We start from the raw sequence: 15,599 nt of genomic DNA, 5'->3' as shown, positions 1-15,599 counted from the left end.
ATGTGAGTCACTCAAACGAATCCCTCCTGCTCATCGACGGACACTCCCTGGCCTACCGGGCATTCCACGCCCTGCCGGTCGAGAACTTCTCCACCAGCACCGGTCAGACGACGAACGCCATCTACGGCTTCATCTCCATGCTCATCAACGTCCTCCGCGACGAAGAGCCCAGCCACGTGGCCGTGGCCTTCGACCTCGGACGCCAGACGTTCCGCCTCGAGGAATACCCCGAGTACAAGGCCGGACGGGCGAAGACTCCGCCCGAGTTCCACCCGCAGATCGACCTCATCAAGGACATCGTCACGGCGATGGGCATCCGGGTCGTGACGAAGGAGGGCTTCGAAGCCGATGACGCTCTGGCGACGATGGCGAAGATGGGCACGGACGCCGGCGCAGCCGTCGAAGTGATGAGCGGAGACAAGGATTCGTTCCAGCTCGCCTCCGCCCGGGTGACGATCCTCTACCCGAAACGCGGAGTCAGCGATCTCAACCGGATGACGCCGGCCGCGGTCGAGGAGAAGTACGGGGTGAGCCCCGCGAACTACCGGGGTCTGGCCGCACTCGTCGGTGAGAAGGCCGACAACCTGCCCGGTGTACCCGGAGTCGGTGACAAAACCGCCGCGAAATGGCTCACCGCCCACGGCGATCTGCCCGGGGTGTTGGACAATGCTGACACGATCGGCGGCAAGGTCGGGGAGAAGCTGCGCGACCATATCACCGAGGTGGAGCGGAACTACCGACTCAACCGCCTCCTCGACGACGTCGACCTGGGGTTGGAGTTCGACGACCTGGTCTGGGGCGAAGGCGACCCGGCCGAGCTGTCGAGCCTGTTCGACCAACTCGAATTCCAGGCCCTCGGCAAGCGTCTGGCCGCGATCTTCCCCGAGGCCGGAACCGAGTCCGAGCCGGCACCGGCACGCGAGACGAACATCGAGACCGTCGACATCGACACTCTGCTGACGAAGATCGCCGACCATGATGTGCTGGCGCTCGATTCCGACGCCTCCTTCGAACTCGGCCACGGCCAGGCACGGACCCTGGCGGTCTCCGCCGAACCCGGCCGGGCCTGGGTCGTCGACCTCGCCGAGGCGGGGCAGAAGGTCGTCGGTGCGCTCGGATCAGCCCTGGGTGGGCATTCGCTCATCCTCCACAGTTCGAAGCTGCAGATCAAAGCGTGGGAGTCGATGGGACTGTCCGTGACGGATATCGCCGGGGACACGGCCCTGGCTGCCTACCTCCTCGTGCCCGATGCCCGGTCCTATGAACTCGGGCAGATCGCCGCCGACCGTGCCGGAATCGATCTCAGCGAACCCGAGGCCGATTCCGGACAGCTCGCCCTGGACCTCGACTCCGATGCCGCGGTGACCACGCACGGCCAACGTGCCGCCGCTCTGCTCGAGGTCCACGAGGTGCTCGCGAAGGCCGTCGAGGAAGCGAACATGACTCAGGTGTACCGCGAGATCGAACTGCCGCTCGTGCCCGTGCTCGCGCGCATGGAAGCGACCGGGATCGCCGTCGACGAGACCGGACTGTCGAACCTCATCGACGAATTCACGAAACAGGCCGAAGCCAGCGCGAGGGAGGCCTATGAGGCGATCGGCCACGAGGTGAACCTCGGTTCTCCCAAGCAGCTGCAGACCGTGCTCTTCGACGAACTCGATATGCCCAAGACCAAGCGGACGAAGACCGGCTATACGACCGATGCCGACGCCCTGGCCGAACTGTTCGTCAAGACCGAACACCCTTTCCTCCAACACCTGCTGGCCTACCGGGATTCGACGAAGCTCAAGCAGACCGTCGTCGGACTGCGGGGGAGCGTTGCCGACGACGGCCGCATCCATACCACCTACCAGCAGACCGTGGCCGCCACCGGACGGCTCTCGTCCCTGGATCCGAACCTGCAGAACATTCCGGTGCGGACCGAATCGGGTCGACGCATCCGCGACATCTTCATCGCCGACCCCGAGGTGGCCGAGGGGACTCTGCTCACCGCCGACTACTCGCAGATCGAAATGCGGATCATGGCTCATCTGTCCGGCGATGCCGCGCTCATCCAGGCGTTCAAGGACGGTGAGGATCTGCACTCCTATGTCGGCTCGAAGGTCTTCGGAGTCGGCATCGACGATGTGGACTCCGAGATGCGTTCGAAGGTCAAGGCCATGTCCTACGGGTTGGTCTACGGGCTCTCCGCCTACGGCCTCTCTCGGCAGCTGGCGATCGGCGTCGATGAAGCCAAGGGGCTGATGGACCAGTACTTCGAGCGCTTCGGTGCCGTCAAGGACTACCTCGACGATATCGTCGAGCAGGCTCGCGCCAACGGGTTCACGGAGACCATCATGGGCCGTCGTCGTTATCTGCCGGCGTTGCACAGCGACCGTCGGCAGCTGCGGGACATGGCCGAACGCGCAGCACTCAACGCTCCGATCCAGGGTTCGGCAGCCGACATCATGAAGATTGCCATGCTCAAGGTGGCCGCCCGTCTGGACGATCTGCAGTCGCCGATGCTGCTGCAGGTCCATGACGAGATCATCGTCGATGTCCGTCCGGACGAGATCGATGAGGTGAAGACGATCGTCACGGAGGAGATGGGATCGGCGTTCGAACTCGATGTGCCTCTGGACGTCAACGTCGGCACCGGCCGCTCCTGGCACGCCGCCGCCCACTGACCCGCTGCCCGCTGACTCGCCGCTCTCGTTCAAGCGCAAGCGCAGAAAACTGTCTCGTCCGCGCTCATTCAAGCGTCCCCGCAGTTTGCGCGCCGTGTACCACACGACAAACGCGCTAGCGTTTGAACGGGAGCGTGACGGGTGAGATGCGCGGGGCGAGGACGGCTTGAATGTGGACGCCGTGGGCTGACGGACTGGCACGGTGATAGCCGCAAGCGCGTCACGATCCGCATAGGCTGACGGCATGACGAGCGAATCCGAAGACGCACGCGAGCTGGAGAGCTTCACAGCAGGCACCAAACGGATCACTGCTCTTGTGAGTACGATCGGTGATGAACGGTGGGCGGCGCCGGGGCTCGGCAGATGGGATGTCCGCGGCCCCGTCGGTCATACGAGCAGAGCATTCAACATGCTCGTGACCGCCCTGGACCGACCGGCGGAAGCGTTCAATGCTCTGTGCGAGTCAGCCCTCACCAAGGTCTCCACGCTGAGCCCCGCAGACGCGGATGCGACGATCATGACGGCGGCCGGGGGAATGCGGGCCGGAGACTATGTGCGCACACGGACCTGCGAACTCGTCGTCCACGGAATCGACATCGACGCCGCACTCGGCGTCGAACCCACTGTTCCGGAGGCCGCGCTCCGGGAATCATTGGCGCTCGCAGCGGGGCTGGCGATGCAGAGCGGAACGAGCAGTTCAGTGCTCGCCGGGCTGACCGGCCGTGGGGGACTGGCCGAGGACTTCACAGTCCTCGGCTGAGGATCGTCCCTATATCGGTCCCGGCTGCGGATATGTGCCCAGGCAGCCGATCTGACAGGACTGGGCTTTCGGCCCAGTCAGTCCTTGGTCAGGGTGGTGGAGAAGATCGCGGTACCGGGCATGAGCGCACCGCGCAGCGGCGACCAGCCGCCCCAAGCGGTCCGATTCTCCTCGGGCCATTCGGGTTCGGTCACCGAATCGATCGTGAAGCCGGCCTCGACGAGGAGACGGACCCAGTCGCTCATCGTCCGGTGATGCTCGGCGTAGACCGGCTGACCATCCGAAGACAGCTCGACGTACGGAGTGCGATCGAAGTACGAGTACTCAACCGTCAGACCGGCCTCACCCGGAACATCGGGGAACATCCACCGCATCGGGTGAGTCGTCGAGAAGACCCACTGTCCGCCGTTGCGCAGCACTCGGGCCACCTCGGCGAAGACGACCTCGGCGTCCTTGACGAAGGGCAGGGCACCGTAGGAGGAGAACGCGCGATCGAAGCTGTTCGATGCGAACGGCAGCTGTCGGGCATCGGCGAGAAGGAACGTCGGGGGAGTCGCCTCGGCGCTCAGGGGATGTTCGCGCTGCAGACGCGAGGCCTGCTCGAGCATTCCGGCCGAGACGTCGACACCTGTGGTGATCGCGCCCTGCTCGGCCAGCCACCGGGAGCACTGACCGGCACCGCAGCCGACCTCGAGAACCTGCTTCCGGTCGACATCGCCGAGGAGGCGCACATCGGATTCGTGAATTCCTTCCGGACACCAGATGAAATCCGAGGCCCCGAGGAACGTGCCGTGTTCGGCGAGATACTCCTCGGCCGAGTTGTCCCAATAGCTGCGATTGGCCCGGACGGAAGCCTCTTCGTCGATCGGGAGATAGCCACCGCTGATGACCTCGGCTCCGTCAGTTCCTTCGCTCATGGTTCCTCCGTGGCCCCAGGTGGTGATGATTCGTCTCTTCGGCGTGCATTCACGCCCAATAAGGTGCTAGCATTGACAACCGTATGCGCCTGTGCATACAAGTCCAAATTCGCAATCGAGACCGGATTCGGTTCTTGCGGCAACTTACACGACCTGCCGCCAGGGTACCGGATCTGGACCAATATTCCATCGGAGTCCCTACCTATATGACCACCACCACGCCGGAATCGGTGCAGCCGAAGCAGGTCGCTGTCAACGACATCGGAACCGCTGAGGATTTCCTCGCCGCCGTCGATGAGACCATCAAGTACTTCAACGATGGCGACATCGTTGAGGGCGAAGTCGTCAAGGTCGACCGTGACGAAGTCCTCGTCGACATCGGATACAAGACGGAAGGCGTCATCCTCGCACGTGAGCTTTCCATCAAGCACGATGTCGATCCCGGCGAAGTCGTCGAGGTCGGGGACGAAATCGAAGCCCTCGTTCTTCAGAAGGAAGACAAAGAGGGTCGTCTCATGCTGTCGAAGAAGCGCGCTCAGTACGAGCGTGCCTGGGGCGACATCGAGAAGATCAAGGAAGACGACGGCGTTGTCACCGGCACCGTCATCGAGGTTGTCAAGGGCGGCCTGATCGTCGACATCGGACTGCGCGGCTTCCTGCCCGCGTCCCTGGTCGAGATGCGCCGCGTCCGCGACCTCGCTCCCTACATCGGCCAGCAGGTCGAAGCCAAGATCATCGAGCTCGACAAGAACCGCAACAACGTGGTCCTGTCGCGCCGTGCCTGGCTCGAGCAGACCCAGTCGGCCGTCCGTCACGACTTCCTGCAGACCCTGCAGAAGGGCCAGGTCCGTCCTGGTGTCGTGTCCTCCATCGTCAACTTCGGTGCGTTCGTCGACCTCGGTGGTGTCGACGGACTCGTCCACGTCTCCGAACTGTCCTGGAAGCACATCGATCACCCGGGTGAGGTCGTCACCGTGGGCGACGAAGTCACCGTCGAGGTTCTCGACGTCGACATGGACCGTGAGCGCGTTTCGCTGTCGCTCAAGGCCACCCAGGAAGATCCTTGGCAGCACTTCGCTCGCACGCACGTCATCGGACAGATCGTGCCGGGCAAGGTCACCAAGCTCGTTCCGTTCGGTGCATTCGTGCGCGTCGAAGACGGCATCGAAGGCCTCGTCCACATCTCCGAGCTGGCCGTGCGCCACGTGGATCTGCCCGAGCAGGTCGTCTCGGTCGACGAGACCATCTACGTCAAGGTCATCGACATCGACCTGGAGCGCCGCCGCATCTCGCTGTCGCTGAAGCAGGCGAACGAAGGCGTCGACCCCGAGGCCGAAGAGTTCCTCGACCCCGCTCTGTACGGCATGCCGCAGGAGTACGACGAGGACGGCAACTACAAGTACCCCGAGGGCTTCGACCCCGAGACCAACGAATGGGTCGAGGGCTACGAGGCTCAGCGTGAGACCTGGGAGCAGCAGTACGCCGCCGCTCAGGAACGCTGGGAAGAGCACAAGAAGCAGGTCGCCAAGGCCATCGCAGCGGATGCTGAGGCCTCCGCAGCCGATGCCGTCGGATCTGCCGAAGCCGCTCCGGCCACCGGATCGTTCTCCTCCGAAGAGGCGAGCGACGAGGGCACCCTGGCCAGCGACGAAGCTCTCGCAGCCTTGCGTGAGAAGCTTGCAGGCAGCTGATAGCAGCCACCAGAAGGGCTCCCGGTCGGAAGGCCGGGGGCCCTTTCTGTATGCCCCCACGGCTCGGGCACGCCTGCGCCCGTGGCTGTGGTACACGCTCATCCTCTGTGTCGGCAGTCTGACCGTCTTCGGCTCCGTCGCCGCGGACCCCGGCGGCAGCGTCGTCGCCTCCAATGACGACACCTCACTGTTCATCTGGTGGCTCGGGCACGGCGCACAGGTTCTCGCAGACATCCTCGGATTCGGACCTGGGGAAACCGGCGGCCTGCTGTACACGGAATCGATGAACGCCCTCGGCGGGGGAGTCAACGGAGCCTGGAATACCTCGCTCGCCGGGTTCGCGATCCTGCTCGCTCCCGTGACGTGGGTGGCCGGCCCCATCGTGAGCTACAACCTCCTCATCCTCGCCTTCCCGGTGTTCGGCAGCCTGGCCGCAGCTGTGCTCTTCCGCCGCTTCCTCGACCGTCTGCCCGCTTTCATCGCCGCTGCTGGGGTCGGCTTCTCCAGCTATGTCATTGCCCAGCTCGGCGGCCACCCGAACCTCGCCTATATCGTCACTCCGCCCCTGACCGCCTGGGCGATCCTCGCGCTCCTCGACCTCGGCCGAGCGATACAGGCGGATCCCGGCCGTTCACTGCTGCGCAGCCGTCGCCTGTGGCTGCTCGGAGGAGGCTTCGGGCTCCTCCTCGGCTTCCAGTTCTACGTCTCCACCGAAGTTCTGGCCGGGACCTTCCTCGCCGCACTCTGCTTCCTGGCCAGCCTCGCCGTCTTCGGACGCCGCCTCCACCGCTCCCGGTCATGGGTCGCCCTCGGCCTCGGTTCCGCAGTCGCCGGCTGCATCGCCATGCTGTGTGCGATCCCGCTGCTGGTGACCATGTCCGGACCGAACGCCCCACAGGGCGCCATCCGCCCACATGGAGTATGGAACACCGACCTGCTCGACCCGATCCTCCCCGCCGCCCCGGCCTGGCTGAGCTCCGGAGTGTCCCCTCTGCCCCGGATCATGGAGATCGACCCCGCCGAACTCGGCGCCTACGTCGGCGCACCAGCTCTGGCGGCGGCCGTGCTCATCGTTCTCGGCCTCGCCCGCCGGTCCGCACATGCGGTGCCGGTGCGCATCGCCGCGGCAACCGGCCTCCTCGTCGGCCTGCTGGCACTGGGCTCACCGATCCTCCTCGGCGGCCGAATCGCCCTCGAGACCGGTCCGTTCGCGCTCATCGAAGCCATCCCCGTTCTCAACAACATCCTGCCCATGCGGCTCGTCCTCCACTCTACGATCGCGCTCTTCGCCGTACTCGGAATCGGCCTCCAGTGGGCGCTGAACCACCGGAAGCTGCTTCGCGCCCGCGCCCTCCTCATCCTGCTCGTCCTCGCCGCCGTGGCCGTCCTCCCCGCTCCGCAGACCGCCCATGAGGTGACAGTTCCAGACTTCTACGAGCACTCCATCGCCGAGGTGATCCCCGCCGGATCCGTCGTCAAGACCTTCCCCCGCCCCCTCGCATGGGCCGAGCCCCACGCCGACGAAGCCATGGTGTGGCAGTCGGTCAGCGGATTCGGCTACCGCGAGACCGGCGGCTACTTCATCGGCTCGAGCCCGGAATCTGCGGTGACCTATTCCGCCCCCGAGGATGCCCTCGACGAACTCCTGCACGGCTCCGTCTTCGACGGGGAGCCCATGCCTGGCGCGGACAGCCCGGAAGTCGCCTCGGCGGTCGCCGAACTGAGGGAGACCGGGGTCGACTTCATCGTCCTCGCCCCCGAAGCTCCGCTCCTGCCGGGAGGTGAGGGAGAGTATGCGGCATTCCTCGATGCCGCCGTCGGAGATCCGATCTTCGCCGATGAGGGAGTGCGGGTCTACCGACTGGATCAGTAGGATGATCCCATGCTGAGAATCGGTCTCACCGGCGGAATCGGCGCCGGAAAGTCAACGGTGTCCGCAATGCTCGTCGAACACGGGGCAGTGCTCGTCGACGCCGACAGGATCGCCCGCGAAGTCGTCGAACCCGGACAGCCGCTGCTCGAGAAACTGGCCGGGGCCTTCGGGCCGCAGGTGCTGCACTCCGACGGTTCGCTCGACCGGCCGGCACTGGCCGCGGCAGCCTTCGTCGATTCCGACCACACAGCACGGCTCAACGGCCTGATGCATCCGGCGATCCGCGACCGGACCGCCGAACACTTCGCCAGACACGCCGATGCCGAGATCGTCGTCCACGACGTCCCGCTGCTCGTCGAGAACGACATGACATCGGCCTACCACCTCAATCTCCTCGTCGACGTGCCCGCCGAGGTGCGCCTGCAGCGGCTCATGGACTCCCGCGGAATGGACCGCGAAGACGCCGTCGCACGGATCTCCCGCCAAGCCGATGACGACACCCGCCGAGCAGCCTGCGATGTCATCATCGACAACTCCGGTCCCGTCGAAGAGACGAAGGCCGCGGTCGGCCGGCTCATCGAATCGCGGATCCGCCCCTTCGCCGCCAATCTCGCGTCCGGGCTGCGGGCATCGAATGCTGCCCTCGAACTCGTCGATCCCGCGGATGCCGACTGGATCGGTGACGCGCAGAGAGCGATCAGGAAGCTGCAACACGGCACGGGCGAGCAGTTCGCCATCGAACATATCGGCTCCACCTCTGTGCCGGGACTGCCCGCCAAGGACGTCATCGATCTGCAGCTCCTCGTCCCCGATCTCACCGCCGCCAGGGAGCTGGCACCTCGACTGGCCGAACTCGGTTATCCGGGAGCCGAGATGAGCGACCACCTCGGCGAACAGTCGACCGAAGGGAAATGGCTCCACGCGAACACGGATCCCGGCCGTGCCGTCAATCTGCATGTGCGCACCGCGGACTCGGTCGGTGTGCGCTTCGCCCGCGCGTTCCGTGACCTGCTCATCGCGGACACGGGGGAGCGTGACCGTTACCTCGAGATGAAGAGAGACCGTTTGGCCGAAGCGAAGGCTGCGGGCGGGACGAACGGGCAGATGATACGAACATATGCGGAATCGAAGGAACCGTACTTCCTGCAGATGCGCCGCCGACTGGTGCCCGACAGCTTCGACTGACACGGTGACCCACGTCGGCGGGCACTTCGCCGAGGCTGTCGTTCCGACTCCGGTCTGCCCAATGTCAGGGGCGAGGGCTAGGGTTGGACTATGAGCTCAGAACGCCCCCTGCCAGCGATCGGCCACCGCCCCGACGTCACCCGCGAGGTGGCGCCCTTCGAGGTCGTCTCCGAGTACTCTCCCTCCGGTGACCAGCCGACGGCGATCCGAGAGATCTCCGACCGGCTCGACGCGGGAGAGCGGGACATCGTCCTCCTCGGTGCCACCGGCACAGGCAAGTCGGCAACGACGGCATGGCTCATCGAGCAGGTGCAGAGACCGACCCTGATCATGGCGCCGAACAAGACTCTCGCCGCGCAGCTGGCGAACGAGTTCCGACAGCTGCTGCCCAACAACGCGGTCGAGTACTTCGTCTCCTACTACGACTACTACCAGCCGGAAGCCTATGTGCCGCAGACGGACACGTTCATCGAGAAGGACTCCTCGATCAACGACGAAGTCGAACGACTCCGGCACTCGGCCACGAACTCGCTGCTCACCAGACGCGACGTCGTCGTGGTCTCGACGGTGTCGTGCATCTACGGTCTCGGCACTCCGGAGGAGTACGTCGACCGAATGGTCACCCTCCACAAGGGCGACGAATGCGATCGGGACGAACTGCTCAAACGCTTCGTGTCGATGCAGTACGCCCGCAATGATATGGCCTTCACCCGCGGGACCTTCCGCGTGCGCGGAGACACCGTCGAGATCATCCCGCAGTACGAGGAGCTCGCGCTGCGGATCGAATTCTTCGGCGATGAGATCGAATCGCTGCAGACCCTCCACCCGCTGACGGGCGAGATCGTGCGCGACGAGGACACCATCCACGTGTTCCCGGCCAGCCACTACGTCGCCGGTGAGAACCGGATGGCCACCGCGATCAGCGGCATCGAGGACGAGCTGCAGAAGCGGCTGAGCGAGTTCGAATCGCAGAACAAGCTGCTGGAGGCACAGCGGCTGAAGATGCGCACGACCTACGACCTCGAGATGATGGAGTCGATGGGCTTCACCTCCGGCATCGAGAACTACTCCCGGCACATCGACGGCCGCGAGCCCGGTTCGGCACCGAACTGCCTGCTCGACTACTTCCCCGAGGACTTCCTGCTCGTCATCGACGAGTCCCATGTCACGGTCCCGCAGATCGGCGGAATGTACGAAGGCGATATGTCGCGCAAGCGCACGCTCGTCGAGCACGGATTCCGCCTGCCCAGTGCCATGGACAACCGGCCGCTGAAATTCGACGAGTTCCGGGAGCGCGTGGGACAGAGCGTGTACCTGTCGGCCACACCCGGCAATTTCGAACTCGGCAACGCCAACGGATACGTCCAGCAGATCATCCGCCCCACCGGACTCGTCGACCCCGAGATCAAGGTCAAGCCGACGAAGGGGCAGATCGACGACCTCCTCGACGAGATCAAGACCCGTGTCGACGCGAACGAGCGTGTGCTCGTGACGACGCTGACGAAGAAGATGGCTGAAGATCTCACCGACTATCTGCTCGAACACGATATCCGGGTCCAATACCTCCACTCCGACGTCGACACTCTGCGACGTGTGGAGCTGCTCACAGAGCTGCGCGCGGGCGAATTCGATGTGCTGGTCGGCATCAACCTCCTGCGTGAGGGTCTCGACCTTCCCGAGGTCTCCCTCGTGGCGATCCTCGATGCCGACAAGGAAGGCTTCCTCCGGTCGTCGACATCGCTCATCCAGACGATCGGTCGTGCCGCACGTAACCTCAACGGCCAGGTGCACATGTACGCCGATACGATCACGGATTCGATGCGCACCGCCATCGACGAGACCGACCGCAGGCGCGCCATCCAGATCGCCTACAACGAAGAGCACGGAATCGATCCGGCCCCGCTGGTCAAGCGAATCGCAGACATCACCGAACGACTGCAGCGTGAGGACGAGGACACTCGAGAGCTGCTCACCGAATTCGACTACGGCAAGGGCAAGCGCGGCTACAACTCGACCCTGACCGACGAGCAGAGGGAAGCCGCCGGCAAACCCGGTTCGCTGCGCCCGCCGGCGGCCGACCTCACCGAACTCATCGAATCGCTGACCTCGCAGATGCATTCGGCCGCCGCGGAGCTGCAGTTCGAGCTCGCCGCACGACTGCGCGATGAGCTCTCCGACCTCAAGCAGGAGCTGCGCCAGATGAAGGAGGCCGGGCACGCCTGATCCACACCTGTGACGCGCGAGTGATGCTCGCGTGTTTATACTGGTGTGCTGGCGAAAGGGAGTATCCCGTCCATCCGCGGTCGTCACCACGACCCCACATGGGGTCCGGCCGCGGAGCGCACGCAGCTTCACCGCGTGGGAGAGACTTTCGACCTGGATACATCCTGTTCACCACGAAAGGCATCCATGGATATCCTGTCCTCCACGCTCGCGGCCGGCGGCAATGCCGCTGCTGCGAGCGAATCTCCGATTCCCGTCTGGTTCATGATCACCTCGGGAATCATCGTCGTTGCGATCCTCGTCTTCGACCTCCTGCTGGTCGTCAAGCGACCGCACACCCCGTCGATGCGGGAAGCGAGCATCTGGGTCGCCTTCTACGTCGCCCTGGCTCTGGTCTTCGCCGGCGCGCTCTTCGCCATCGGCGATGCCCAGCACGGCAGCGAGTTCCTCACCGGCTGGCTGCTCGAGTACTCGTTGAGCATCGACAACCTGTTCGTCTTCATCATCATCATGGGCAGCTTCTCGGTACCGCGGAAGTACCAGCAGGAAGTGCTCATGGTCGGCATCATCATCGCCATCATCTTCCGCGGCATCTTCATCCTCGCGGGTGCGGCGATCATCAGCGCCTTCGTCGAAGTCTTCTTCATCTTCGGCATCTTCCTCCTCATCGTCGCCTACCGGCAGGCCTTCAGCTCCGAAGACGACGGCGACGGCGAAAACGGTCTCATCCGGTTCCTGCGCAAGCGGATCAACGTCGTCGACGAATACCACGGCAACAAGCTGCGGGTGACCCTCGACGACAATAAGAAGTACTGGACCCCGATGTTCATCGTGTTCATCGCCATCGGCTCGACCGATGTGATGTTCGCGCTCGACTCGATTCCCGCGATCTTCGGCGTCACTCAGAATGCGTTCCTCGTGTTCACCGCGAACGTGTTCGCCCTCATGGGACTGCGTCAGCTGTACTTCCTGCTCGGGGGACTCGTCGACAAGCTCGTCTACCTCCACTACGGAATCGCCGCGATCCTCGGCTTCATCGGCGTCAAGCTCATCATCCACGCTCTGCATTCGAGCGATTGGGAGTTCCTCTCGTGGGGTCACTCGATCCCAGAGGTGCCGACATGGCTGTCCCTGACCGTCATCGTCCTCGCCATGGTGGTGGCCACTGTCGCTTCACTCGTGAAGATGAAGAAGGACGGCATCTCCTTCAAGGATGTCAGCTCGAACGAATCCGAAGAGGCCTGAGCCGATCGGACCCGGTCGCGCTGACACCACCTCGGTGTCGGCACAGAACGAGCGGGGTCCGTCTCGATCTCTCGAGACGGACCCCGCTCGTGTCTTCCCGGTCCGGGCAGACCCAGACCGGCAGTCCGGCGCTCAGCCCTGGGCGAAGGGGCCGAACACGGGAGTCCATTCGCGGATGTCCGTCGACTCGATGACACCGAGCGAGGCATAGGGATCGGCGGCGAGGTGGCTTTCGACCTCCGCACGGTCGGCGACGTTGAGGATCAGCAGCCCTGCCGGCTGCGGATCGTTGTCCAGTGGACCGGAGGCGAGGATCGTCCCGGTCTCATTCAGCTCCGCCTGCCAGCGGCGATGCGCGGGGCGGTGTTCCATCCGCGTATCCGTATCGGGACCATAGTGGTAGGTGACGGCGAAGACCGGCATATGTGACTCCTCGGTGTCGAGCAATAGGATGGAATCAGTCTAATCGGAAAGGTCTGTGCATCAGCGTGGCCAGATTGCAGGAGATCCCAGCGGAATTCGCTGACGACGACACGATCTACGAGTCCTTCGGCGAATACTGTCAAGAGATCGGTGTCGAGCCTTACCCGGCTCAGGACGAGGCGTTCCTCACGATCCTCGCCGGAGACAATACGATCATGGCGACCCCGACCGGCTCGGGGAAGTCACTCGTGGCTCTGTTCGCTCTCTACCAGTCCTTCACCCGCGGGATCCGGTCGTACTACACGGCCCCGCTCAAGGCCCTGGTGAGCGAGAAGTTCTTCTCCCTCATCGACGCCTTCGGCGCCGAGAACGTCGGGATGATCACCGGCGACTCCACCGTCAACCCGGAGGCGCCCGTCATCTGCGCCACGGCGGAGATCCTGGCCAACCAGGCGCTGCGCGAAGGCGGAATGCTCGACGCCGGAATGGTCGTCATGGACGAATTCCACTACGTCGCCGACCCCTCTCGCGGTTGGGCCTGGCAGGTGCCCCTCCTCGAGATGCCGCAGACCCAGTTCGTCCTCATGTCCGCCACCTTGGGCGACACCACCGACATCCGACGGACGATGACGGAGACGACCGGACGCGACTCCTCCGTGGTCACCTCGGCGACCAGGCCGGTCCCGCTCGACTACGAATACTCGACGGAGACTCTCTCGGACACTCTCCGCGGACTCGTCCGCAACGACAAGGCCCCGGTCTACGTCGTCTCCTACTCTCAGAACGGTGCCATCGACCTCGCCACCAACCTGCTCTCGGTCGATCTTGCCTCAAAGGAACAGAAGGCCGCCATTGCCGCAGCCATCAAGGGCTTCACCTTCGGCAAGGGATTCGGGACCAGCCTGCGCAAACTGCTGCTCCACGGCGTCGGCGTCCACCACGCCGGAATGCTGCCGAAGTACCGCCGCCTCATCGAACAGCTCGCGCTGAAGGGACTGCTGCTCGTCATCTCCGGCACCGACACCCTCGGTGTGGGCATCAATGTGCCCATCCGCTCCGTGCTGCTGACCGGACTGACGAAGTTCGACGGGCGGAAGATGCGCAGACTCAGCGTGCGCGAGTTCCAACAGCTCGCCGGACGTGCCGGCCGCGCCGGATTCGACACCCGCGGCTACGTCATCGCCCAAGCCCCCGAACACGTCATCGACAACCTCAAGGCAGAAGCCAAAGCGGCCAACGATGACAAGAAGAAAAAGAAGAAGGGCAAGAAGAAGGCCGCCCCGGTCGGTTTCGTCGGCTGGTCCGAAGAGACCTTCGCAAAACTCATCGAAGGCGAATCCGAGACCCTGCGACCGCGGATGAAGATCGACCATTCGACGATCCTCAACCTCGTCGCCCGCCCCGGCTCCGATGTGTCGACCATCAGCGACTTCATCGACAAGACGCATGAGACAAGGGAACGCCGGCTCGACCTCAAACTCACCGCGATCAGCATCGGACGCTCCCTCATCGATGCCGGACTCATCGAGGTCCGCGGCAGCGAACTCATCGCCACTCAGGACCTCGGCCCCCAGTTCGCGCTCAACCAGCCCCTGGCTCCCTTCGTGCTCGCCGCACTGGAGCTTCTCGACGAGAACGACGACACCTATGCCCTCGACGTCGTATCCATCGTCGAGGCGACCACCTCGGTGCCGTTCCAGATCCTCAAGGGCCAACTCGACCGGATCAAGGGAGAGACTCTGGCCGAACTCAAGGCCGAAGGCGTCGAATACGCTGAACGCATGGCGATCCTTGACGAGATCGAAAGCCCCGCACCCCTGGCCGAGATGCTCGACCCGGCCTTCGACCACTTCGTCGAGACTCATCCCTGGCTGCACCGTGGCGGCTTCGAACCCAAATCCGTCGTCCGCGACATGCTCGAGCAGGCCATGGGCTTCACCCAGTTCGTCGGCTACTACAGTCTCGCCCGGGCCGAGGGCAGCCTGCTGCGCTACCTCACCGACGTCTACCGCGCACTGCTCCACAACGTCCCCGCGGAGAACCGGACCGAGGAACTCGAGACCATCATCGAATGGTGTGGTGAGACCATCGCACGGACGGATTCGTCGCTGCTCGACGAATGGCGCACCCTGCAGGGACTCGACCCCACCGAAGCCCCCGACGAGCTGCCGGCACTCGACCGCCGCTTCTCCGAGAATACGAAGGTGTTCACCGCGGAGGTCCGCAATGCCCTGTTCCACCGTGTTCTGCTGGCCGAACGTGCGAACTACACGGAACTCGGCCGCCTCGACGCCGAATCCGGATTCGACTCCCGTGCCTGGGAAGACGCGATCGAGGACTTCTACGACGAATACGGAGAGCTCATCGTCGACCAGAAGGCCCGCGGTCGGGAATATATCGATATCAGCCCCGGTTCAGACACATGGAGCGTCCGACAGATCCTCGCCGATCCCGACGACAACAGGGACTGGGCCATCGACGCCGAGGTGGACGTGGCCGCCAGCGACGAATCCGGAGATATAGTGCTCCGCATCCTCTCCGTCGGAGAGATCGGCAGATGAGCCGGAATCCGCTGCGAATACAGCTATGTCAGTGCCGAGTAATACAGTGGTCAAG

At 64.2% G+C, this 15,599-nt stretch carries 10 protein-coding genes; 8 read left to right on the top strand and 2 right to left on the bottom strand.

The features are described 5' to 3' along the window. Positions 1 to 2 precede the first annotated feature (2 nt). A complete protein-coding gene (gene polA, locus D3I60_RS12645) occupies positions 3 to 2,666 on the top strand; it encodes a DNA polymerase I (RefSeq protein WP_262776656.1) in 2,664 nt (887 codons plus the stop codon). Positions 2,667 to 2,910: 244 nt separating this feature from the next. Further along, entirely contained in the window at positions 2,911 to 3,426 is a 516-nt protein-coding gene (locus D3I60_RS12640; protein ID WP_262776655.1) for a maleylpyruvate isomerase family mycothiol-dependent enzyme, read from the top strand. Between the two features lie 77 nt (positions 3,427 to 3,503). Here the strand turns inward: D3I60_RS12640 and D3I60_RS12635 are convergent, their stop codons facing one another. Beyond that, positions 3,504 to 4,343: a class I SAM-dependent methyltransferase gene (locus D3I60_RS12635; RefSeq protein WP_262776654.1), complete on the bottom strand. Its 840-nt coding sequence runs from the start codon at positions 4,341 to 4,343 to the stop codon at positions 3,504 to 3,506. 206 nt (positions 4,344 to 4,549) lie between these two features. On the opposite strand from D3I60_RS12635, the gene rpsA reads away from it, so the two are divergent. From rpsA to D3I60_RS12610, 5 genes are all read left to right on the top strand, one after another. Continuing rightward, positions 4,550 to 6,034 carry a 30S ribosomal protein S1 gene (gene rpsA / locus D3I60_RS12630; RefSeq protein WP_139467300.1) on the top strand — a complete coding sequence of 495 codons (1,485 nt, stop codon included), beginning with the start codon at positions 4,550 to 4,552 and terminating at the stop codon, positions 6,032 to 6,034. Beyond that, entirely contained in the window at positions 6,012 to 7,907 is a 1,896-nt protein-coding gene (locus tag D3I60_RS12625) for a hypothetical protein (protein WP_262776653.1), read from the top strand. The genes rpsA and D3I60_RS12625 overlap by 23 nt, the downstream gene beginning before the upstream one ends. Positions 7,908 to 7,916: 9 nt before the next feature. Further along, the gene (coaE, locus tag D3I60_RS12620; protein ID WP_262776652.1) at positions 7,917 to 9,092 is read left to right on the top strand and encodes a dephospho-CoA kinase; all 1,176 of its coding nucleotides are present in this window, start codon (positions 7,917 to 7,919) and stop codon (positions 9,090 to 9,092) included. A 90-nt stretch (positions 9,093 to 9,182) separates the two neighbouring features. Further along, the gene (gene uvrB, locus D3I60_RS12615; protein WP_262776651.1) at positions 9,183 to 11,315 is read left to right on the top strand and encodes an excinuclease ABC subunit UvrB; all 2,133 of its coding nucleotides are present in this window, start codon (positions 9,183 to 9,185) and stop codon (positions 11,313 to 11,315) included. A 186-nt stretch (positions 11,316 to 11,501) separates the two neighbouring features. Further along, entirely contained in the window at positions 11,502 to 12,560 is a 1,059-nt protein-coding gene (locus D3I60_RS12610; protein ID WP_139908084.1) for a TerC/Alx family metal homeostasis membrane protein, read from the top strand. A 132-nt stretch (positions 12,561 to 12,692) separates the two neighbouring features. Here D3I60_RS12610 and D3I60_RS12605 read toward each other — a convergent pair whose 3' ends face one another. After that, entirely contained in the window at positions 12,693 to 12,983 is a 291-nt protein-coding gene (locus tag D3I60_RS12605; protein ID WP_262776650.1) for a YciI family protein, read from the bottom strand. Between the two features lie 65 nt (positions 12,984 to 13,048). On the opposite strand from D3I60_RS12605, the gene D3I60_RS12600 reads away from it, so the two are divergent. Next, entirely contained in the window at positions 13,049 to 15,544 is a 2,496-nt protein-coding gene (locus tag D3I60_RS12600; RefSeq protein WP_262776649.1) for a DEAD/DEAH box helicase, read from the top strand. Positions 15,545 to 15,599: the final 55 nt, after the last annotated feature.

This window comes from Brevibacterium permense, assembly GCF_025506275.1.
Taxonomy (GTDB): Bacteria; Actinomycetota; Actinomycetes; order Actinomycetales; family Brevibacteriaceae; genus Brevibacterium; species Brevibacterium permense_A.
The sequence above is the reverse complement of the archived record's forward strand: the minus strand, read 5'-3'. Positions and strand labels throughout refer to the sequence as shown.

Coding starts and splice junctions, on each gene's coding strand:
- rpsA (WP_139467300.1), top strand. CDS start 4,550: ATGACCACCACCACGCCGGAATCGGTGCAGCCGAAGCAGGTCGCTGTC.
- D3I60_RS12610 (WP_139908084.1), top strand. CDS start 11,502: ATGGATATCCTGTCCTCCACGCTCGCGGCCGGCGGCAATGCCGCTGCT.
- D3I60_RS12605 (WP_262776650.1), bottom strand. CDS start 12,983: ATGCCGGTCTTCGCCGTCACCTACCACTATGGTCCCGATACGGATACG.
- D3I60_RS12640 (WP_262776655.1), top strand. CDS start 2,911: ATGACGAGCGAATCCGAAGACGCACGCGAGCTGGAGAGCTTCACAGCA.
- coaE (WP_262776652.1), top strand. CDS start 7,917: ATGCTGAGAATCGGTCTCACCGGCGGAATCGGCGCCGGAAAGTCAACG.
- D3I60_RS12635 (WP_262776654.1), bottom strand. CDS start 4,343: ATGAGCGAAGGAACTGACGGAGCCGAGGTCATCAGCGGTGGCTATCTC.
- uvrB (WP_262776651.1), top strand. CDS start 9,183: ATGAGCTCAGAACGCCCCCTGCCAGCGATCGGCCACCGCCCCGACGTC.